The sequence below is a fragment of the Vibrio sp. M260112 genome (genome assembly GCF_036533775.1).
Taxonomy (GTDB): Bacteria; Pseudomonadota; Gammaproteobacteria; order Enterobacterales; family Vibrionaceae; genus Vibrio.
This window is the reverse complement of record NZ_JATABH010000047.1, coordinates 1-20,988: the sequence shown is the minus strand read 5'-3', so window position 1 is coordinate 20,988 and position 20,988 is coordinate 1. Positions and strand designations below refer to the sequence as shown.

Sequence of the window (20,988 nt, the reverse complement as noted above, 5' to 3'; positions counted from 1 at the left end):
CGATGAGAAAACGTATCGAGTTAGGAGAGAGAAGAAGAGAAGTGGCGAATTTAATTAAGACCAAAAAGCCTTCCGAAGAAGGCTTTGACGATTGGCTATTTAGCCATACGAATGAGTGATTTACCAATTAACCACTCCAGCTCTTTCGCACTACCCTCACCGAATTGTGTTTCAGCCATCTTGTACAAGCGGTCAATGCCATTGCTTGCAAACTCGTGTGTGCTCTGAGATGTAACAATATGGTGAAAAAGCAAGCGAAGGATGGCACGAAACTCTTCATTATCCAACGCTGCGATCCAACTAGATGAAAAGGCATCCAACCCATTATCGAACTCTACGTGGTCAACAAACATCTTGAAGATTCGACCATCTAGTGCGGCGGTGAAATCGGTCTTCTTCGGAAAATGGTGGCTGATGCCGGTTCTCGAAACACCAGTTTGCTGGCTCAGTGTGGTGTACGACATTTTGTCATAACCGAGACGCAAAAGCTGATCAACAACCGCATCCATGATTTTCTGAATCGTGATTTCGGTATCTTCTTTACTACGCTTTGGCATGTTCAGGCTCTTCTCTCTGTAAATCCGTCTAAACTCATATTGAGTCAATTATTGACGCCAAGTGACTAGCTTTCACTTCAACCCGTCATGTAACAATAGAAACCATGTCTCTTATGAAACACAAAGATCAAACAACGGCTAAACCGCATGAACTACCTAATTGTTGTGCAAGCTAAATATTTATAGAGACACTTTGTGTGTTTCTATAACCCACAAGGCATTATTTTTTTAATATAATTGTGAGCTATCGATAATCTTACAAATTGTTAGTTCTGACAACGAAATGAATGGCACTATGACAAAATAATGACACGTATTTTCGTCATTAGTTGATCTACCTCACAGTCAAACAAGAACTATTATCGAACAAAAGATTAAAAATTACTCAACTGTCAACATATCATGCTGCGCTTACACTGAAACCTGACACAGTGCTTTTTATGGATAAACATCAAATAACTCGCTAATATAGCCACATTATTTGTAGGAGGATGTCTAAATGAGCACCGAACAAGATCAAGTATGCGAGGCATGTGGCTGCGCAGGCGAAATGGGTTTCATCATTAAAGAAGGCGATGATGTTGCTGAAGTAACCATCTATGCAGCAGGTAAAACCCTTTTAGAAGCTGAGCTAAACAAGTACATTCAACTCGCTCAGCAAGTGTGCGCGAATGTAGAGCACGAAGTAACGCCAATTGATGACGAGTCATCAGAGTTAACCGCTCGTTTTAAATTTGAAGTGAGTGCAGAGAAACTGATTTTTGAGTTAAAAACTCGATCGCTAGCACGATAATCAGTGATTTATTCTTTATAAAACGGGCGCTTGTGCCCGTTTTTTTGACTTTGCTTGTCATTGTCATTGACCTGCTCTAGCCTAGAACTCATAGTGACCTAAAAGTAACTCATCTACTGGCTATGATTCGCAACCCACTTTACTTAATCCCATTGCTCTGCTCGCTGTGTTTTGTTGCCTACGCGAAACCACTCGACCAGTTCCGTATTCTCAATCATCTCGACAACTACGGTAATCTGGATTTGCGTAATAAACCCTATACCGAGCTTCCCGCAGGACTTGTTGTCCAAGGCAATCTCAACATCGCAAAAACCCAAATTCAACATCTTCCGCAAGGAATGGATATCCAAGGCAATTTAGATGCCTCCAACAGTGGCTTAAAGAAATTGTCAAAAGGGATCAATATTCGTGGATTTGCTAACCTGATCGGTTCCCAAATTACTCGTTGGCCCAGTGGGGTGAAAGTCGGCGGCTATATTAATTTAACTGATACACCAGTCACCTCTCTTCCTCCACGATTCAGAGTAAAAGGCGATCTCAGTGTCATACGTACGCCACTCGAATCACTTCCAGAGGGCTTAACAGTCGATGGGAATTTGTATATAGGCGGTTCGAAGATCACTCAGTTTCCCGAAACGATGACGGTAAAAGGGAATATTTTCCTAGGTGGCAATCGCATTACTAAGTGGCCAACAAACTTAACGTTGGGTGGAGCCGTTGCTCCCTAGCCTCAGTCAAATAAAAAAGCCCCATGCAGAGCATGAGGCTTTAGAAACTCAACGCCTAGCCACTATGGGCGGTTCTTTACTGGGTTGGCATAACTGGCAACCAAATAAGGCTGGGCATCCTTTGGTAGTAAGTTCAACTTTTCGGCAAACGTCTTTTTGACCTGTTCATCCACTTGTTCATTGCCCGCAGCAAGCTCATTGATTGGGAATAGCTTGTAGTTAGCATGAATCTGACGATCAATTTCTTGAGCCAGTGCTTCAGGTGTTTCAAAGTCCTGCTCAATCACATCACCAAATGCGACATGCACGTGTCCTTTATCGCCAACAATACCTTGGATAATGCTTTCAATATCTTCAAACTCGCCTTTCTCGTAACTGCCGACAGAATCTTTAGCATGCAACTCGATGGCTTTCGCAATATCACATGGGTCGTTTTCGTAAGAGATAGAAACCGGAACAATTTTTAGCGTCTTGATGTAGTCAGGAAATGAGAGCTTGAGCTTTCGACCTTCGACATGGAACATTTTTAAGATTGCTGGATCGGTAAAATCGTTACCATCTTTTGCGCGGCCTTCTTTCTGAGCGATCCAGATTGAGTGACCAGTATCCAAAGAGTGTTTGATATACCCAGACAAAGTACCGAGGGCCTTCATCATTTCGCGAGGGCCTTTGGCTGAACGTTTAACAATAAAGCTTTTGTTGAGCTTCATCAGCTCAGTCGCACAAGGCTTTTTCAGCAGGTTGTCACCGATAGCAATACGGACTGTCTTATGGCCATTCTTGAACAGACCATAGTTAACCAGAGCAGGATCCATCGCGATATCACGATGGTTAGAAACAAACAGGTAAGCCTGCTCTGTGTCTAAATTATCCAGACCACTGTAAGTCACGCCTCGAGTTGTGGACTTAAGGGTTTGATCTAGATACTTCTTAACCTCAAGTTGTATGGTCTCAACCGACTTGAGCTTGGACCATTTCATCTTCAGGTATATCTTAACCACTGGCGACATTAAGGTTTTAAACCAACCAGCGTGGTTTGAAAAGCGGTGCTGTAAAATCGCACTGATGAATTCTTCATCATTAACTAAGCGGTCAATTGCCGCGGGAATTTCATCGTCATTGTAAGGACGAATCTCAATAAAAGGGTCTGTGTTTGTCGTCATTATTCTGTTCGTTAGGTAAAAAGCCGCACTATTCTACGCTGAGAAATGGTTCTTAGCAGCTACAGTTCTCGCAGAATCGGCAAGGTCAGACCAGACTCTTTATCGGAAATTGGGCGATACCTTCCACAAAGTTGGCTTTTTTAACAATAAGCGTTAATCTTAGCGCCCCTTTACCGATGAGCGACACCATGCACTACGCAATCTCTTTCCAATCTGAGCTATACGACTTCCTTGTTTCTACATCACGAAAAAAGCTGCTGAAACATCAGCTTATTTGCGTTGAGAAGGGCTTGGTATTGGTTAAACTCGGTAAACAAGAGTATGCAGTAGAAGCGGGACAATCTTTCTGGTTACCTTTCGACGCCCTGACAGCGATAACTTATACGCCGAAAACCCTCGTTCGTTCTGTACAAGTGTCGTCACGTGTCACGTCTCAATTACCTAAGCAAGGTGGATATGTTGAGCTCAATGAGTTAATGGCAGCCGTGCTTAATCGACTCGCAACACTCGTCGCCAACCGCGAAGCACAACTCGACTTGCTGGCGGTTTTACGCCAAGAACTCACCTCTTTAAAACCGGTTCTAAAAGAGAGCAAACTCAGCCAGAAAATCAATCACTGGAAAGTGAATCAAACTTCTTCATTAGCCAATGAACTCCAATTAGTCCTAACGGTTAGAGAGGCATGTAAGCAGATGAAGTCTGGTAAAAAACGCGCACAAGTTGTCTCGACGCTATTTGATGGTAACGAATCGTTGTTGACGGGATTAGAGAAAACCATACTCGGCCTTTAACTGATAGAAAAGTTTTAGTTTTTTCTGGCTGAATACTCATTTCATAACTATAGATCTATAAATAAAGAGTTTATCTATAGTTATGAGGATCATGAAATGAAATTTAGCCATAAGATTGTGGCCGCTTCGTCTGTCCTGCTTTTAGCGACTGTTACACTTCTGACTCTTCAGCAATACTATATTGTTCGAAGTGAAGTGAAATCTCAGGTTACTTCTAGCGTCACCGAAATCGTTAACGGTGTCCGAGACACGACCGCATCTGAAATTAATGCTCGTAAAGCGATAGCCTCTTATGCCACAAGTATGCTTGAGCTTGACCTTTCACCTGACGCTATTTCCGAGGTTATCACCCGACCTGTGATAAAAGAGACTTTCCTCCTTGCTGGGTTAGGGTTTGAAAGCGACGGTTCACACATAGGTAATGAAGCATCATGGGACCCTGGTGCAGGTTGGGATCCCCGTGTCAGACCATGGTATATTGACGCGAAAAACTCTGGAAAGCTCATCATTACTGCGCCATACGCAGATTCAGGCACGGGTGAAATACTGGTTTCGATCGCCACCCCAGTGCGAGATAACGGTAAATTTATTGGTGCGATATTTTATGACGTGAGCTTGGCCGCACTCGCTGAACTGGTTAACAAGGTCGATCTCTTTAACGCGGGGTACGTGTTTATCGTCTCTGGTGATGGCACAACCATTGCGCACCCAACGACAGCGTTAAATGGTAAGCCTATGAAAGAGTTCTTAGGCGATACACAGATTAAAGACCAGCCCCAAGAAGCCATTATCGATGGTAAAGAGTACACTCTCGACTTCGCCAAAGTGCCCGGCGAAGATTGGTATATTGGTGTAGTACTTGATGAAGAGATCGCATATCAATCTCTTGCTGACCTGAGAAACAGCTCCATCATCTACACGGTGATTGCATTGGTTATCAGTATCGTCATCCTTTTGGTTTTGATCAAAACATTGATGCGCCCTCTCGATTCGCTCAGCGATGCCATTCAGGACGTAGCTTCTGGTCAAGGGGATCTGACGCAACGTCTTGATACCAAGACTGACAAAGAGTTCTCTATCCTCGCCAGTGGGTTTAACGATTTTACCAGCCAGCTCCAGCAACTGATTACTCAGTCTAAAGCGATCGGTTCTGAAATTTTGCGAGGTTCAGAAATGACTTCTGTCGGCTTGCAAGAATCGGCTTCAGCACTGCAAGACCAACTTCACGAACTGGAACAGTTGGCCACCGCGATGCATGAAATGGCCACCACGTCAGGCGATGTCGCCAACAATGCTCAAGGGGCTGCGGCAAAAGAAGCCGATGATGCAACCAGTATCGGGACATCTGTTGTCAGCGAAACAACCAGTGCTATCGACAATCTTTCTCAGAAAATTGATGAGGCGGTCGAGGAAGTTAAAGTCCTAGAATCTGCAACAGACAACATTGAAACCATACTCAAAGTCATTAATGACATCGCAGACCAAACAAACTTGCTGGCACTCAACGCAGCGATTGAGGCGGCTCGCGCAGGTGAATCGGGGCGTGGTTTTGCGGTCGTGGCTGATGAAGTTCGCACGCTCGCGCAACGAACTCAGGAATCTACCACGGAAATCCGTAACATGATTGAGCAATTACAGGCAGGGGCAACGTCTGTGTCGAATGCCATGAATATGAGTAAAACAACTGCTAGCACCGCTGTCGAGAGAGCTCAGGAGGCCAACAGAGCACTCGAAAGCATTCGCGATGCCATTCAGCGAATCAGTGACATGAACATTCAGATCGCTTCAGCCGCCGAAGAGCAAAGCTTAGTCGCCGAAGAGATAAACAACAACACAGTGAAGATCAAAGACTTGTCCACTCAGGTTGCAGAAGCCGCAAATAATGCCAACATTGCCATGCAGGCTCAAACCGAAAACATTCGCGAACAAGACAGTATTTTGAACAAATTTACCGTCTAATCTCAACCCAGAAAGAGTAAGGCGCACCGTAACTGGTGCGCCTATTGTATTAATCCGTAATTAACATCCGTGCGCTTTGTGCTGGCACATCTAGATGACAGATGCCAGCCTTAGAAAGGAACTTCTGCTTTGTCAGTAGATCAATCCAAGTTGTGCTGCTGCTTAGTTCAACGCTTTTAGCTCTGACCGATTTATTGAGAATAACCATACCTTCTTCTCCTCGAGCGAAGACCAGTAGATCATCACCAGCCTCAATCATGGTCATCGGTTTAGCGTGCATACGATTGTGGAAATCAATTGCTGCAAGCATCTGCGGATCATTCCACGTCTTAAGCCAACGCGGTTGCTGATCTTTGCCATGAATGCCACTGGTATCCAGATCGGTATAAATAAGCGGAACACCACCATCTCGTCCCAACAGATAGCAATAAGCTAACCATTCTTGTGCTTGGGTCATCACCAAATTCGCAAACACATCGTTATTGGGTATGTCATGAGTAATTGCGAACGTGATCGCTCGCGTCTCAGAGAGTGCCTGACCAAAACAGTACGGGTCGACCAGACTCTTCAGACTGCCCTTTGGCTGCAATGCGTCATACAAGGTTTGAAACAGTGGAAAATCGTAAGCCCCTAGCCGCGTCTGAGCCAGATATGGCTCAAGGAACAGCTCATACTCTGGCTGAGTTGCGCCGCCGCTAGTAATGATTTCGCCAAAGATATGTATGTCCTGACAAATTTCATCAGTCCATACCTGTTTAAGATGTTCTAGCGTCATATGTTTCGCAGCGTCAATGCGAAACCCCTTCACTCCGAGTTTCTTCAAAGACTTTAAGTAAGACTGCTGCTGCGAGATGACATTGGTGCACACACGTAACGTTGGTAAACCTGGGTCGCTAGGGCCACTCGTAATACGTCCGTTTTGTACTTGCCAACGATCTTGCCAATCTTCAATACCAAATGCCTCAACAAAATCATCATGGTCAAACAGTGGCTTAGAGAGATCTCCAAACAAACGTTGATTTTGATAGTACTCTTTGTTGGCTTGGTAGTCGTCTAGGTCGGTAGTCGATGGATACTGTAGATCGTTGCGCACTGACGATTCGTTCGCCATATGGTTGAAGACCACATCCGCATAGATGCCAATCCCATGCTGTTTAAGGGCATTAAGCATCGACTTAAACTGTTGATAATTTCCCAATTGATTATCAATAACACGATAGTCTTGAGGCTGATAGCGTTGCCACCACTTTGTCCCCTGCGTTTTTTTTAACGACTTCATTGGCGGGGAGACCAGAACATATTTATAGCCCGCTTGCTGAATTTGGCGAGCTCGTTGTTCAACTAGAGGATAAGGCCAGTCAAACGCATGCAAAATTACATCTGTCGCGTGAGCAGTTAACATCACGATTTCCTTAACAATATACCTAGTGCAAGCTAGGCGTCATCATTGATTTCGCTATCCTATCAAAACAGGACAGGCCACGACTTCAGCCTCAAGCCATTTTTTAACGTAGTAGTAACTGGGCGTAGAGCTGCTCAAATTGCGAAGTAATGCTCAAATCTTATCATTAAGCTCTCTATAATTATTGATAGCAGTAGTAGAAGGACGTTGAGATGAACAAAATTCGAATAGACATCGTTTCAGATGTCGTTTGCCCATGGTGTATTATCGGTTACAAACGACTCGAGCATGCTCTTGCCAGTCTCAGTGAGAGTATTGAAGCTGAGATCCACTGGCATCCGTTCGAATTGAATCCCGCAATGGGCACCGAAGGCCAAAACCTGCGTGAGCACTTACACGAAAAATATGGCATATCTGAAGAAGCCAGTATTGCGGCACGAGAGACCCTTACTCAGCTTGGCCGAGAAGTGGGTTTTAAGTTTAACTTTTATGATGGGATGAAAATCTACAACACCCGTAAAGCACATCAGTTATTGATGTGGTCACAGAGTGAAAATAAACAGTTTGAACTTGAAATGGCATTGTTTGAAGCCTATTTCTCAGGTGCAAAAGATGTCAGCGATCCACAAGTGTTGATTGAATGTGCTCAGTCTGTAGGACTAGATATCGAGCTGGCGGGTAACATCCTCAATGATGACAGTTGGGCGCAAGCCGTTGCGTCAACAGAGCAGCAGTGGCTTGAAGCAGGGATTAACGCGGTTCCAGCAATTATCATTGATAGAAAGCATCTCATTTCAGGAGCACAAACCAGCGAACTGCTCACTTCTGCACTAGAGAAAATCACCAAGGGTGAAAGCAATGAGGGTGACGAAATCGGAGAATAGGGCTCGATTGTCGAGCCCTGTAGAAATCGATGACTAACGTTTTAGCTTCGATATCACGTGCCATATCGCCACAACAACAAGACCACAAACCACACCAATCAAGCCGTTAAGCAATGAAGGAAACAGCGCTTTTGCTAATGACAGATTTGGGATGTCCATGATAATGGGTTCAATCCAGTGGTGAATGGCTGGAACGTTATGGACAACGATGCCACCGCCAACCAAAAACATTGCCGCAGTTCCTATCACCGCCAATGCTTTCATTAGCTTTGGTGCAAAAGTGATCAATCCGCGCCCCAATGCGGAACGAAGCCCTCGCCCTTGCGAGCAACGTTCTAGGTAAAAACCCAGATCATCGAGCTTTACAATTCCAGCCACTAGCCCGTAGACACCTATCGTCATAAGCACAGCGATTAAGCTCACAACCAATATTTGAGTTGTCGTTGACTGTCCCTGAACCGTACCTAGTGCAATGACAATAATCTCGGCGGATAAAATAAAGTCGGTACGGATTGCTCCAGCGATCTTGTTACGTTCATACTCTTCGATAGAAAGCGTCGTTTCAATGGTTTTATCTTCACTTTCATTCGGTTGATGGGTGAACTTCTCAATGATCTTTTCTGCGCCCTCGTAGCACAAAAACAAACCACCAATTAGCAGTAAAGGCATAATAAGCCAAGGGATGAAAGCGCTGATTAATAGCGCGGCTGGAACCAGTATCAGCTTGTTGCGAAACGAGCCTTTCGCCACACTCCAGACTACTGGAATTTCTCGCTCAGCCGCTACCCCTGACACTTGCTGGGCATTGAGCGCGAGGTCGTCTCCAAGCACGCCAGCCGTTTTTTTGGCAGCCACTTTAGACATCAAAGCAACGTCATCTAAAACCGTTGCAATGTCATCAAGTAACGTTAATAAACTTGCACCTGCCATTGTTTCTTCTCATATTAAATTAGGTTCAATGTAACTAAATGTAACACCGCAACGCTAAAGCTCAAACTCAATTGACGTCAGCACACAGTCAATCTTTTTATTTCAGCGATAGAACATTTGCCTGTACGGTTACAGCACTCTATCCTAGGTGCAATTTTCCAATAACAATAAAGGCAAGGTAATGCGCAGTACTTACACTTATCCAATCGGAACCCCTGGGCAAAAATGGGGCGAAGCGGAAAAAATCGCATGGCGTCAACAAACCACTATTAAACGCGAATATCAGCAACAAGTCGTCCCTAAGATTCTCGCTCTTAAAAACCAATTTGATGTCGAGCAATATGGTGCGCTCTCTTATGACCCTAAACGCTACCCGCTTTTTTGCATCAAAACTAAGAATTGGGACATATCGAAACCCGTCGTTTTGGTGACTGGTGGTGTACATGGCTACGAGACCAGTGGCGTGCACGGTGCACTCCAATTCGCCGCAGATGAAATGGCCACTTACAGTCAGCACTTCAATATTATCGTCGCCCCTTGTGTCAGCCCGTGGGGTTACGAAACCATCAATCGTTGGAATCCATTGGCTATCGACCCTAACCGTTCATTCTATGCCGATAGCCCAGCGGAAGAATCCGCCAATCTGATGGCGCTAGTCGCCTCTATCCAAGGCAACATCCTAGTTCATATCGACCTGCATGAAACCACAGACAGCGATGAAGACGAGTTTCGCCCTGCTCTAGCAGCTCGCGATGGTATTGAATACATTGAAGGTATGATTCCCGACGGTTTCTACACGGTCGGCGACACAGAAAACCCTCAATCAGAGTTTCAAGCGGCGGTTATCGAATCCGTTGCGAAGGTCACGCATATCGCGCCCGCTGATGAGAAAGGAAAAATCATTGGTTCTGCTGTCGTTCAGCACGGGGTGATCAACTACCCTATGGTTAAGCTGGGGCTATGTGGCGGCGTGACAAACTGTGTTTATGGCACGACAACAGAAGTCTATCCAGACAGCCCGAAAGTCACCAATGAAGAGTGTAACGATGCACAAGTGGCCGCGATTCTCGGCGGATTGAATTACGTTCTTAGTCAAGGTACTAGCGTCTAATCCATGAGTGAATCCTAGAAGAACCATGCTTTCAACTAGGAATAATTAAGCCGCACCTTAGACTCGCGTGCGGCTTTTATTTTCTACTCGCTTATTGACGGTCTTGGTCAAAGTCACCGTGGAAGTGGTCATGATCTGAAACACTATCCGCCGCTTTTAACTTCTCCCCCACACGCAGCTTGTTCTGAGGAACGAACACTGCGTCCATGGTACGCAGCGCTGGAACAACTTCAGGCTGTTGCTGTGGGAATACCGGCTGGCTGAATGCATAGAAGGTCTTCACGTACGCCAACGACTGAGTGTTCACGTACAACGTTGTCTGACTGATGTTATTCAAATCATCACAGGCTTGGTGGTAGCATTTGTCGTAAGCCACATCAATCTGACCACCAAATTGATCGGCATCTTCTGCGGCCCACCAAGCAAAGCGAACTTTGTTTTTCACTGGGGCATTCAGATTTGCCAGTGTGACGGCATATTCCAATAACCCAGCTGTACCGGAACCATTATCGTTGATGCCGGGACCTTCAGGAACAGAATCAAGGTGCGCGCCTAACATAACCACCTGATTCTCATCACCACCTTTTGTTTCGGCGATGATATTCTGCGTCAGAACAACGTCATCTTGTACGCTGAGCTGAAGACTAACAGGCACGTCAGTCGTCTTGCTTAAGTCGTACCACTGTTTGCCTAATTCGTAGCGCGCGCCAAAAGCAGGTATCGTCGCTGTACTGTCGTTACCCAAGGTGCCATTCACCACACTGGATGATGGCAATTTTGTCTGCGACGTCTTTGCCTATAAAGTCCGCTGATTCACAACCATCAGTATCATCATAGTCTGGTGCATCAAATCGAAAATCAGGCGTCACAAAGGCTGCTTGTGCGGCTAAAGTACCGTTTGACTTACCCGAATAGGACATAACAGCAAAATCAGCATCAACGCCTTCTCCTGCCTCTCTGACACCAATCAAGCGAGTACCGTTAACACTTAGCTGTGTTCCAGCCAATTCCTCCCAAGCTCTAAAATCAAACTCTTGGATAGAAACTTGGTAGTTGTGCTCCTTCATCGTATCGACAATATAGTCTAGTGATTCTGCATAGCCCTGTGTTCCAGTCGCTCGTGTAACAGAACTTCCATCACTGGTTTTCGATGCACGACCTTCCAACTCGACTAAGTGTTCTACCACATCGTCTCGGTCGATTTTACTGCTGACGTATTTCGCTGCTTTCTCAGGATCATCCCAATAACACCCTGATAGAAGGGTGGTGCTGATAACCGTCGCGATCATTGTTTTTGTTGTTGTGATGCTTACTTGCATTTGTGACTCCTTATAGCAAACCGCATCACATAGTTACCGAATGACAAAGGTTAAAAAAATGTTAACAGGCAACTAATTATCAAAATATGAAACAGCTTCATATATAAAATTTATATTAGATTTATTAGTTACATATGTAATGAATTAAAATCACACGTTGAGAATCAATATCATCTACCACATCGGAATAAGGCGCTAATTAATCAGGATTTACTGAACATCCTAGATAAATCTTTAGGATAAAAGAGCTCACTTTAGTCCGATTAGTCTCCAAGAGCGTTTAGTAATTATCATCTATTGATGAAATTTTTTTTAACTCCTCCCTTTCTTTAGCTGAGTGGCATTTAGAAATTCTGTGAATGTTATGACCACTTTACCTAGAAATGACTTATCTAAGTTATTTCTAGTTGGTACTGTTTTGCGCTAAGGATTGATGGGGATCAGTTATGACAGATATATCAAAGGCCGTTGAAGTCTGGTTGCTTCAAGGCAATCTATCTCTCTTGGCGCTATTCCTCGGTATCGTCCTACTTTCGTATCTGCTAGAAGATCTTGCGATCGTTACGGCGGCAAGCTTGGCAGTCGAGCAAGCACTGCCAACGTCGATTGCTCTACTCGCTGTCTTTGCCGGCATTAGTTCAGGTGATCTTGGGCTGTATATGATCGGCAAAATGGCACAAAGAGTTCGTTTTCTTCGCTATCGTTTGTTCCGTTATCAGCGGACGAGAAGTCTGCGACACATATTGCATCGACGAGCGTTTATGACGCTATTTTTGGTGCGATTCATTCCGGGATTACGAACCGTCGGATTCACATTAAGTGGATTTCTTGGTGTAGCCAAAACCACATTCTTGTTCGCCGTACTCACAGCAACCGCTTTATGGACGGTGCTTATTTTCGGTTCTTTCTTCCAACTTGGTAACGCGCAGTGGTTTCAACAACACCAGTCAGGTTGGGTGCTCATTCCACTGGGGGGCTTCCTGATGGTGCTTGTAAACAAACTTCTAACCAAAACGCTATTAAGGGATACCTATGATAGAGCTCGCTAACCTTGACGTCATTCCACAGGGAATGGTCAACGCGGGAATGCCCGTTTTAGAGCAACCAAAGCGAGTTATCTCGCCTTTTGAATTCCTACCCGCATGGTTTTTCTACACTCCCGTTGTACTCCAAAGTGCCGTGTTAAGTATGGCGCACCGAGATTGGGCACTGCCGCTTATTGCTAACCCTGCGATTAAGTTGAGTGGCATGGTGGGAGAATCCAAACACGATATATTCACCTCGGCAGGCGAGACAGCGAATCAATGGATTTTGCCCTTTATTACCTTGTTCAAATCCTCAAACCACACTGATGACCTACTAAATGAGTCGTTACAGCAACTCGACGCGGCGAACCTGAGCTATCCACTAGTGGCTAAACCTGATCTGGGTTGCCGTGGTGTCGGTGTCAAGCTGATTCATTCCAATCAACAACTGAGAGAGTACATCGAAAGCTTTCCTCTCTCCGGACGCTTTCTGCTTCAGAAGAAGTCACCGTACAGCGCAGAAGCAGGCGTTTTTTACGTCAGACAGCCCGGTGAAACCAAAGGCAGGATCATCTCGATTACGTTGAAATATTCACCGTATGTGGTTGGAGATGGTCAATCGACCCTACAACAATTGATTGATAAGTGTCCTAGAGCGGGCAAGTTACAGCATCTCTACCTACCACGCCACAGTGAGCACTTCGACCTCGTCATTCCAGCTAACAACCAATTCCAATTGGCGTTTGCGGGTAGCCATTCTCGTGGCGCTATTTTTCGTGATGGTAATCAGTTCATTACGCCGGCACTTGAGCAGCAGCTAGATACGATTCTCACTGAGTTTGAGGGTTTCAATTACGGCCGTCTCGATATCAAGTTCAGAGATATTCACGCATTAATGAATGGGGAATGTTTCGACATCTTAGAGATCAATGGTGCCAGTAGCGAAGCTGCGCATATTTGGGATAGCGATACCCGCCTAAGAGAGATTTTTTCGACGCTATTAACTCAATATCGTCTGCTCTATCAAATTGGCGCTAAGCAAAAAAAGCAGGGACACAAAACACCAAGCTTGGGCGCATTACTTCGAGCTTGGCGAGAAGAAAAGCGGCTAACACAGCGCTACCCAATGACGGATTAACTGAATTGCTAGTTTAGGAGCAAACGATGAAAAATCTAACGACAAGCTCAGAGAATGACGCACAGATACACCCTTCCCTCGCGGTAATGGGATGCATCGAAACGTTAAATCAAGGCTATGAATTTCTCGAAACCCTCAGCGACGATGACTATCTTTTTATTGCTCATCCGCATGTAAGCAGTTCTATCGGTGAACACTTTCGCCATTGGCTCGATTTATTCCAGGCGATCAAACTTGAACCGACATCCATTGACTACAATGTTCGTCGACGAGGCCATACGGTTGAGCGCAGCATAGAGATGGCTAAGCAGGAGATTAGTGAGTTAATTGAATGGCTGTTTGGATTGCCATCTAGTGAGCTCAATCAGGCAGTTAACGTTGAAACAGAGGTTATGCTTTCACGAACAAGCGTTGAGGAGGTTTCGTCTACGCTGGTGCGCGAGCTTACCTTTGCAGCTTTGCATGCAACCCATCACTTTGCCATGGCGAAAGTCGTCGCCTCACTGCGCGGTGTGCAATCCGATGATCATTTTGGTGTCGCACCAACCACTGCCACCTATCAGAGGGCACAATAACTATGTGCACACTATCTTGGGTTTACCACGGCAATACGCACTATGAGGTTTGTTTCAACCGCGATGAACAACGAACTCGCCTACCAGCAATCGAACCACAAAGTGTATTGATTGATGACGTTCGCTGCTTAATGCCCATTGACCCTGTCGGTGGTGGCAGCTGGATCTCAACCAATGAGCATGGTTTAACCGTCTGCCTGCTCAATTTTTACCAAGGAAAGGTGCCAAACGGCAATTTGACCAGCCGCGGCTTGGTCATCAAGCAACTTGCAAGTTGCTGTTCTAGTCAGTCGGTTGATCACCGTCTTCTATCCATGAGACTAGGCTCCTTTGCCCCGTTTACTTTGGTCTCTTTTGACACTCATCGTACTGCGAATGAAACGGTGCTTTGGACATGGGATGGAGAAAGATTAACCCGTTCGCACGCGGTTGCTCCGATCGTTTCCGCGGCAGTGAACTTTACCCAAGCACGTGACTACCGCCGAAGATTGTTTGAGCGTTTAGTTACCCGATTACCTATTGAGCAAGTGGGGCAAGAATTTCATCTAACCCACGACACCACCAGCCCTCATCTTTCACCATTAATGGCAAGAAATGATGCCAGAACGGTAAGTTTTACTTCCGTTGTCGTGTCTTCTACCAAGCAAGAAATGCATTACCAATCTATCGACAACCTTCGCAACGTGGACTTTAACACCCGTGTTACTTGCCTCAAGCATGACACTGTCGAACAAGGAGTTTTTAAATGAAAAAGTTATTTGGTCTAGTTATTCTTTTACTAAGTTTTGCTTCATTCGCTGCAGAGGAGGTATCTACAGGCATCTTTAGCAACAAGGCTGTCAGTGGCTACGACACCGTGGCTTATTTTACTCAAGGTAAGCCCATTAAAGGGGACAGCAAATGGCAAACCCAATATAAAGGTGCAGATTGGTACTTCTCTTCACAAGCTAACCTAGACACTTTTATTGCCGATCCAGAAGCTTACGCTCCTCAATATGGCGGGTACTGCGCTTGGGCGGTATCAGCAAAAAATGACTTCGCACCCTCTGACCCAAATCAGTGGTCAATCATCAATGGTAAGCTCTACCTTAACTACAACGCCGAAGTAAAAGCCTTATGGGATGCCGATCGCGCTGGTCACATCTCAACGGCTGACCAAAACTGGCCAACCCTCATTAAACAGTAAGGTGGATTACTATGACGTTCCCCCCTTTGAGACATATGCCAGCAAACTTTATCGCTTTGGCTGAACTGATTACCTCCTTGCTCCTGCTACGCGATCTACAAGACCAAGGTAGCGTTACTCACCGCCTTGTTACCCGAGGAGCTAAGTATGATTGATAGTCCATTCCGATTACCACGTAAAACACCATTTGGCATTGGCGAATCAGTCATTGAATGGGCAACAGGCCTTTCTAAACTTGATTCACTCTATCGGCAAGAAGCGCTGCCAGAGGACAGTTTTGAATTTATGAACGAAGCCTTAACTCGTATAGGGACTCAATATCAGGTGGATCACGGCCGCCTTGAAAATATTCCTAGTCAAGGCCCGGTATTGATTGTCGCCAACCATCCATTTGGTGGTATTGAAGGCATCATCCTCGCATCTTCGGTTTCAAGAGTGCGCAAAGATGTCAAAGTCCTTGCTAATGAGTTACTTAAACGGATTCCTGAGCTTAATGATTTGTTCATTGGCGTCGATGTATTTGGTGGTGAACAAGCCAAACGAACTAACCGACGAGCAATCCAAGAAGCAAATCAACACCTTTCACAAGGAGGCGTGTTGATACTCTTTCCTGCCGGAGAAGTCTCTTCATGGCAAGCGAATGAGAATAAGATTACCGACAAAACTTGGAGCAAGTCAGTCGCCAAATTTGTCAAACATGCACAAGCGACAACCGTTCCATTGTTCATCCAAGGTATGAATAGCAAGTTGTTTTATCAGGCAGGGCGAATTCACCCACTACTAAGAACTGCCATGCTGGGAAGAGAACTCCTGAATAAATCCGGTAAAACGGTTTCAGTTTCGGTCGGTAATCCTATCCCGTACACAGAGATCAAAGACTTCGCTAACGATGAAGAGATTGCCCAGTACTTTCGTTTAAATACCTATCTAATGGGTAGCGTGACCGACAAGCGACCTCTTACTTCCTCAAATGCCTCTCTCGAGCCAATTATCGCGCCTGTGCCAGTAGAACAATTACACCACGAGCTGTTAGCCCTCGAACAGTACAAACTACTGGAACAAGGAGACTTCGATGTCTATTGTGCTCCAACCCCAACCATTCCGAGAATGATGCAAGAGATTGGACGAGTACGAGAAGAAAGCTTTCGAGATGTGGGAGAAGGGAGCGGTAAAAGTTGCGATCTAGACCATTTTGACACCCAATACTATCAATTGTTCGTTTGGAACAGAGTCAAGCGAGATCTTGTTGGCGCCTATCGTTTAGGATTAGTCGATGAGTTGATTCAACAAGGAGGAATTGACGCCCTCTACTCTTCTAGCTTATTTAAATACGATCAAGCATTTATAAGCAGCCTCGGGCAATCAATTGAACTGGGCCGTTCAGTCGTCGCTAAACAATATCAGCGTAATATGCACTCCTTGCTACTACTGTGGAAAGGGATTGCGGCGTTTGTTTACCGTCACCCTCAGTACACGCATCTATTTGGTCCGGTCAGCATCAGTAATGACTACAGTCCCGTCGCGAGGCAGCTTATTGCATCCGTGATGACCGTTCACTACTACGACAATGACAAAGCTAAATTGGTCGCTCCAACAAGCCCTCTAGAAAAAAGTGGGCAAGAATTCTGGCGTCCTGACATGCTAAGTTCACTGTCTAAGCTCCCTATTCTGTCAAAAGTTCTTAATCGACTAGAACAAGGGATGGGGCTCCCCGTATTGCTAAGACAATATTTGGGCATGAATGGTAAGTTGGTCTGTTTTAACGTTGACCCAGCCTTTAACTACGCCCTTGATGGACTCATCGTGGTTGATCTAGCGTCTGTCCCGATAAAAACTCTAGGCAAGTACATGGGTAAAGAGCAAGCAATCCAATACTTGAACAAACATTTATCAAGAAAATGAAGCTCCTCTACTGAGGAGCTGAATAAGGTTTTGGTTTGACTTGGGTGAGGTTCAAAATGACGGTTGCGAGGAGGATCGCCACCGAAATAGAGATAAGTCGTATCACTTCAGCACTGATAGGTTGCTCGCCTTGGTAAGTAAGTAGCTGGTTTAGCAACACAATAAAGTTGATAAACAAGAGTTGATAGATGCTGAGTCGGCACTCACGTCTGATCGCAAAACACGCTGATCTCGTGATACCGGTATTTTAATCATGCTGCCCAAAGTAATTGCGATCAGTAAAGTTTGCGAGCTTGCTGTTCCCACAAGGACATACATCGCTAGAATAAGTGTTGTCGCCTTAAATGCAATTAAGCCTAGATGTGTTTCTGCCCCATCCATATTTTGTTCATCTGGCAAAATATCATCGACAATGAATTCACTCGATGTACTTTCGATAGGATTTATTTTGCAAAATAAATTACTTACAAGCCACCACCAATATTGAAATATAGCGCAGTTTTTCCTCCCCTTTAAAGAAGGCTAAAGTAAGCGGCTTTTGTACTGTTCTGGTGTTAGGCCGGCGTATTTCTTGAACATAGCAATAAATGGGCTGGCTTGGTTGTAACCGAGCGTTAAAGCGACCTCTTTAACTGAGTGTCCTTTGCGTAGCAACTCCATTGAGTATAAGTAGCGCACTCTTAGTCTCCACTCGGTAAAGCTCATTCCAAGCTCTGCCTGACAATGCCTAGCGAGCGTCCGTTCTGTGGTGTGCACACGCTCAGCCCAGAGGGAGAGACTGGTGTTGTCAACGGGGTTCTCTTCCACCGCGGCCAGTATCTTAGCGAGATATTTATTGTCCGTTGAAGGCAAGAAGTGGTGCTGAGTGTCGCGAGTCGCCAACTGGTCGAGCAACACCTGCACCAAACGTTTGTCAGAGTCAGTTTTCGCGACATTTATATCCCGCTGCCGAAAGTCTTCCACGATGGCAGAGACGATAGGCGTCACTTTTATCAAGCTGGTGCATTCGGGGAAGTTCTTAGTAAACGCCTGAGCAATATTGAGCGAGCAGTATGAGAGAGGTTTACGGTTATAGCTGGTGTGCCTTACGCCCGCTGGAACCCAGATTGCCAAATGTGGCGGAGCAAGGAAACGGGTACCTTCCGCCTCCATTTCCAAGATTCCACCACTGATTAACTGCACTTGTCCCCATGGATGGCTGTGCATTCGCGTTTCCGTATTAGACAGAAATGCCTCGAAATTCATAAACACATCTGATGGTGCCTTATCAATTGATAACGAGGGGTGAAGGTGTTTTGCTGATTTTCTCAAACCTGTCTTCCTATGACTCATAATGTCTTTTTAAAGATATATATATTTATATCGACCTGTCAAACTGTTCACGGTCTAATTCATTTCTTGGTGCTGGCATGGTTTACCTACTCCCTCTTTTTACGGTTTTTATTTGGGGCGGAAATGCGATCGTAAATAAGATGGCCGCAAGTACCATTGAACCGAGTGCAATGAGTTTTTATCGCTGGCTAGTGGCGATCGTTCTTCTCACTCCTTTCTGTCTGCCTAACGTCATCAAGCACTGGCAAACTATTCGTCCTTATTTAGCGAAACTGGCTTTTCTGGCGATGCTTGGTATGGTGCTCAATCAGTCTCTATCCTACTATGCGGGTCTAACAACAACTGCGTCTAATATGGCATTGATTACCTCTCTTGTGCCTCTGCTAGCCATATTTCTTAGTGTGCCGCTCTTGGCAAAGCCTATCTCGCCACTCAGTATCGTAGGAGGCGTGTTGGCTTTGGCCGGGCTAATGTTTATGCTCGGTAAAGGCGATATAAGTTTTTTCCTCCATCAAGACATCACGCCGGGTGATAGAATTATGGTTTTGGCGTCAATATGTTATGCCGCATACTGCGTCCTGCTCAAACGTTGGAAAATGCCTCTGTCAAACTGGACGATGGTTTACATGCAGGGCACTCTCGCGTTACTCATGCTTACACCACTCTGGCTTTCCAGTGAACAATTACTCCCTTCTCAGCAAGCTATTCCTTTAATCGCCTATGCGGGCCTCGCGGCTTCTGTCGCCGCGCCTTGGATGTGGGTCAAAGCAATTGACTTAATTGGTGCAGATTCCAGTGCAATGTTTATGAATCTGATGCCCGTGGTTTCCATTACGTTAGCGGCTTCATTGTTAGGCGAAACGGTTCGTGATTACCATGTAATTGGTGGTCTCCTAACCGTGTCTGGGGTACTGCTATCTCAGTTGAAACTGCGAAGTCGCGTTTCAAAAATTGTCCAAAACATTTAGCAAATCTAGGTACTGATACAAAAATAGGTATAAGGTTATTAAAGAGGTTCTGTTAAGCCCAAGGTATAGGGGGCAACTTGCCCTTTGCCTTTAGCTCTTTGAGTTATTGACGATTGACTCAGCCTCACGGCAGTTAGGAGGTCAAATGATCAAGCTAAAGCACATAGACGATATCGATAACCCAGCCAAATTCGCCCTTCATGAAATGGTGCTCAATGAAATTGGGTCTTACGTTTTTATCAAGAATCGCAAGGGAGAGTATCTGTATGCCAATCAACTAACCCTAGATCTTTTTGACACCTCACTTGAGAATCTAAAAAACAAAACCGATGCGGATTTCTTCCACCCCGATTTGTTAACCGATATATTGCGCAGCGACAACATGGTGTTTGAACATGCTCAAACCGTGATCAATGAAGAACGCGCTCAATCCATTCCCGATGGTAAAGTCAAAATCTATCGCGCCATCAAAAAGCCTATTTTTAGTAGCAAAACGCAAGAAGTCATTGGTCTTATCGGTGTCTCAACAGATATCACGGATTTGGTTAACATGCGCGAACAGTTGATCGAACAAGCCAACACTGACGAGCTCACTAAACTGTGTAATCGACGCAAGCTGTGGGAGTTTTTAGCCGACTCCTATCAAGCAGCCAAGCTGCATCAATTCCCACTGAGTTGCATCATTATCGATATCGACCATTTTAAACAAGTAAACGATGAATATGGACATGATTTCGGAGACAACGTGATCGTAGATTTGGCAGATATAATCCGTCATAACCTTAGAAAATCAGACTGTTGTGGCCGAATTGGTGGCGAAGAGTTTCTCATTGTTCTCAATCATACTGCGGCCGAAGAAGCCTATCAGATAGCAGAGCGACTTCGCATCCAGTTTCTTCAGTCCTCACTCAACAACAAAAACAAGCCCTTTTCACTCAGTTGTGGGGTGACACAGCTTGAAGATATGGATAGTGAGTTTCTCGATCTCTATCGCCGAGCGGACAATGCACTGTATAAAGCCAAGCATCAAGGCCGTAATCAAAGTGTCCTAGAATGAAAAAAGCAGCCCTATTCTCGGCTAATGCCGATCAGTTAAGAGATAAATGATCGGTTGAACGATCCTGCAGATAGCTTATAAAGGCTCTAAGTTTCTATAACTTTGAGCCTTTTATTTTGCAATTAACTACAGCCCTAACACTCGCCAATCGTTATGCCCCCAATACTG

General features: G+C 45.2%; 20 protein-coding genes and 1 pseudogene. 15 read left to right on the top strand and 6 right to left on the bottom strand.

Annotated elements, in window-relative coordinates:
- Positions 1–95: 95 nt before the first annotated feature.
- Entirely contained in the window at positions 96–557 is a 462-nt protein-coding gene (locus QTN95_RS16505; RefSeq protein ID WP_138973239.1) for a TetR family transcriptional regulator, read from the bottom strand.
- 499 nt (positions 558–1,056) lie between these two features.
- On the opposite strand from QTN95_RS16505, the gene QTN95_RS16500 reads away from it, so the two are divergent.
- A complete protein-coding gene (locus QTN95_RS16500) occupies positions 1,057–1,350 on the top strand; it encodes a YfcZ/YiiS family protein (protein WP_138973238.1) in 294 nt (97 codons plus the stop codon).
- 122 nt (positions 1,351–1,472) lie between these two features.
- Positions 1,473–2,078, top strand: coding sequence for a hypothetical protein (locus tag QTN95_RS16495; RefSeq protein WP_331418219.1), 606 nt, complete (start codon positions 1,473–1,475; stop codon positions 2,076–2,078).
- A gap of 62 nt (positions 2,079–2,140) precedes the next feature.
- Here the strand turns inward: QTN95_RS16495 and QTN95_RS16490 are convergent, their stop codons facing one another.
- Positions 2,141–3,241 (bottom strand): 1-acyl-sn-glycerol-3-phosphate acyltransferase, encoded by a 1,101-nt coding sequence (locus QTN95_RS16490; protein WP_138973237.1) that lies wholly within the window; start codon positions 3,239–3,241, stop codon positions 2,141–2,143.
- A gap of 188 nt (positions 3,242–3,429) precedes the next feature.
- Between QTN95_RS16490 and QTN95_RS16485 the strand changes: the two genes are divergently transcribed.
- Positions 3,430–4,032, top strand: coding sequence for an AraC family transcriptional regulator (locus QTN95_RS16485; RefSeq protein WP_331418218.1), 603 nt, complete (start codon positions 3,430–3,432; stop codon positions 4,030–4,032).
- 96 nt (positions 4,033–4,128) lie between these two features.
- Positions 4,129–5,991: a methyl-accepting chemotaxis protein gene (locus QTN95_RS16480; RefSeq protein WP_331418217.1), complete on the top strand. Its 1,863-nt coding sequence runs from the start codon at positions 4,129–4,131 to the stop codon at positions 5,989–5,991.
- Between the two features lie 49 nt (positions 5,992–6,040).
- Here the strand turns inward: QTN95_RS16480 and QTN95_RS16475 are convergent, their stop codons facing one another.
- A complete protein-coding gene (locus tag QTN95_RS16475) occupies positions 6,041–7,393 on the bottom strand; it encodes an alpha-amylase family protein (RefSeq protein ID WP_331418216.1) in 1,353 nt (450 codons plus the stop codon).
- Positions 7,394–7,605: 212 nt separating this feature from the next.
- Between QTN95_RS16475 and QTN95_RS16470 the strand changes: the two genes are divergently transcribed.
- Complete coding sequence (locus QTN95_RS16470; protein ID WP_331418215.1) at positions 7,606–8,277, top strand: DsbA family oxidoreductase; 672 nt, start codon at positions 7,606–7,608, stop codon at positions 8,275–8,277.
- A gap of 33 nt (positions 8,278–8,310) precedes the next feature.
- On the opposite strand, the gene QTN95_RS16465 is transcribed toward QTN95_RS16470, so the two are convergent.
- Positions 8,311–9,207: a DUF808 domain-containing protein gene (locus QTN95_RS16465; protein ID WP_138973233.1), complete on the bottom strand. Its 897-nt coding sequence runs from the start codon at positions 9,205–9,207 to the stop codon at positions 8,311–8,313.
- 181 nt (positions 9,208–9,388) lie between these two features.
- On the opposite strand from QTN95_RS16465, the gene QTN95_RS16460 reads away from it, so the two are divergent.
- Positions 9,389–10,318: a M14 family metallopeptidase gene (locus QTN95_RS16460; protein WP_331418214.1), complete on the top strand. Its 930-nt coding sequence runs from the start codon at positions 9,389–9,391 to the stop codon at positions 10,316–10,318.
- Positions 10,319–10,409: 91 nt separating this feature from the next.
- Here the strand turns inward: QTN95_RS16460 and QTN95_RS16455 are convergent.
- Positions 10,410–11,637: pseudogene (locus tag QTN95_RS16455) on the bottom strand (M28 family peptidase).
- A 446-nt stretch (positions 11,638–12,083) separates the two neighbouring features.
- Between QTN95_RS16455 and QTN95_RS16450 the strand changes: the two are divergent.
- The 7 genes from QTN95_RS16450 to QTN95_RS16420 are packed head-to-tail and all read left to right on the top strand — an operon-like array spanning position 12,084 to position 17,463.
- Entirely contained in the window at positions 12,084–12,686 is a 603-nt protein-coding gene (locus tag QTN95_RS16450) for a DedA family protein (RefSeq protein ID WP_331418213.1), read from the top strand.
- Positions 12,670–13,800, top strand: a complete 1,131-nt coding sequence (locus QTN95_RS16445) for a D-alanine--D-alanine ligase (protein WP_331418212.1) — start codon at positions 12,670–12,672, stop codon at positions 13,798–13,800. Before QTN95_RS16450 ends, QTN95_RS16445 begins: the two co-directional genes overlap by 17 nt.
- 26 nt (positions 13,801–13,826) lie before the next feature.
- Positions 13,827–14,375 (top strand): hypothetical protein, encoded by a 549-nt coding sequence (locus tag QTN95_RS16440; RefSeq protein ID WP_331418210.1) that lies wholly within the window; start codon positions 13,827–13,829, stop codon positions 14,373–14,375.
- 2 nt (positions 14,376–14,377) lie between these two features.
- Positions 14,378–15,124 carry an NRDE family protein gene (locus tag QTN95_RS16435; RefSeq protein WP_331418209.1) on the top strand — a complete coding sequence of 249 codons (747 nt, stop codon included), beginning with the start codon at positions 14,378–14,380 and terminating at the stop codon, positions 15,122–15,124.
- Positions 15,121–15,561 (top strand): YHS domain-containing (seleno)protein, encoded by a 441-nt coding sequence (locus QTN95_RS16430; RefSeq protein WP_331418208.1) that lies wholly within the window; start codon positions 15,121–15,123, stop codon positions 15,559–15,561. Before QTN95_RS16435 ends, QTN95_RS16430 begins: the two co-directional genes overlap by 4 nt.
- A gap of 11 nt (positions 15,562–15,572) precedes the next feature.
- A complete protein-coding gene (locus QTN95_RS16425) occupies positions 15,573–15,716 on the top strand; it encodes a hypothetical protein (RefSeq protein ID WP_331418207.1) in 144 nt (47 codons plus the stop codon).
- Positions 15,709–17,463, top strand: coding sequence for a lysophospholipid acyltransferase family protein (locus tag QTN95_RS16420; RefSeq protein ID WP_331418206.1), 1,755 nt, complete (start codon positions 15,709–15,711; stop codon positions 17,461–17,463). Before QTN95_RS16425 ends, QTN95_RS16420 begins: the two co-directional genes overlap by 8 nt.
- Before the next feature lie 522 nt (positions 17,464–17,985).
- On the opposite strand, the gene QTN95_RS16415 is transcribed toward QTN95_RS16420, so the two are convergent.
- Positions 17,986–18,774: an AraC family transcriptional regulator gene (locus tag QTN95_RS16415; protein ID WP_331418205.1), complete on the bottom strand. Its 789-nt coding sequence runs from the start codon at positions 18,772–18,774 to the stop codon at positions 17,986–17,988.
- A gap of 98 nt (positions 18,775–18,872) precedes the next feature.
- On the opposite strand from QTN95_RS16415, the gene QTN95_RS16410 reads away from it, so the two are divergent.
- Entirely contained in the window at positions 18,873–19,763 is an 891-nt protein-coding gene (locus QTN95_RS16410) for a DMT family transporter (RefSeq protein WP_331418204.1), read from the top strand.
- Positions 19,764–19,908: 145 nt separating this feature from the next.
- On the top strand, positions 19,909–20,820 hold the full coding sequence (locus tag QTN95_RS16405; RefSeq protein ID WP_331418203.1) for a sensor domain-containing diguanylate cyclase: 912 nt from the start codon (positions 19,909–19,911) through the stop codon (positions 20,818–20,820).
- Positions 20,821–20,988 lie beyond the last annotated feature (168 nt).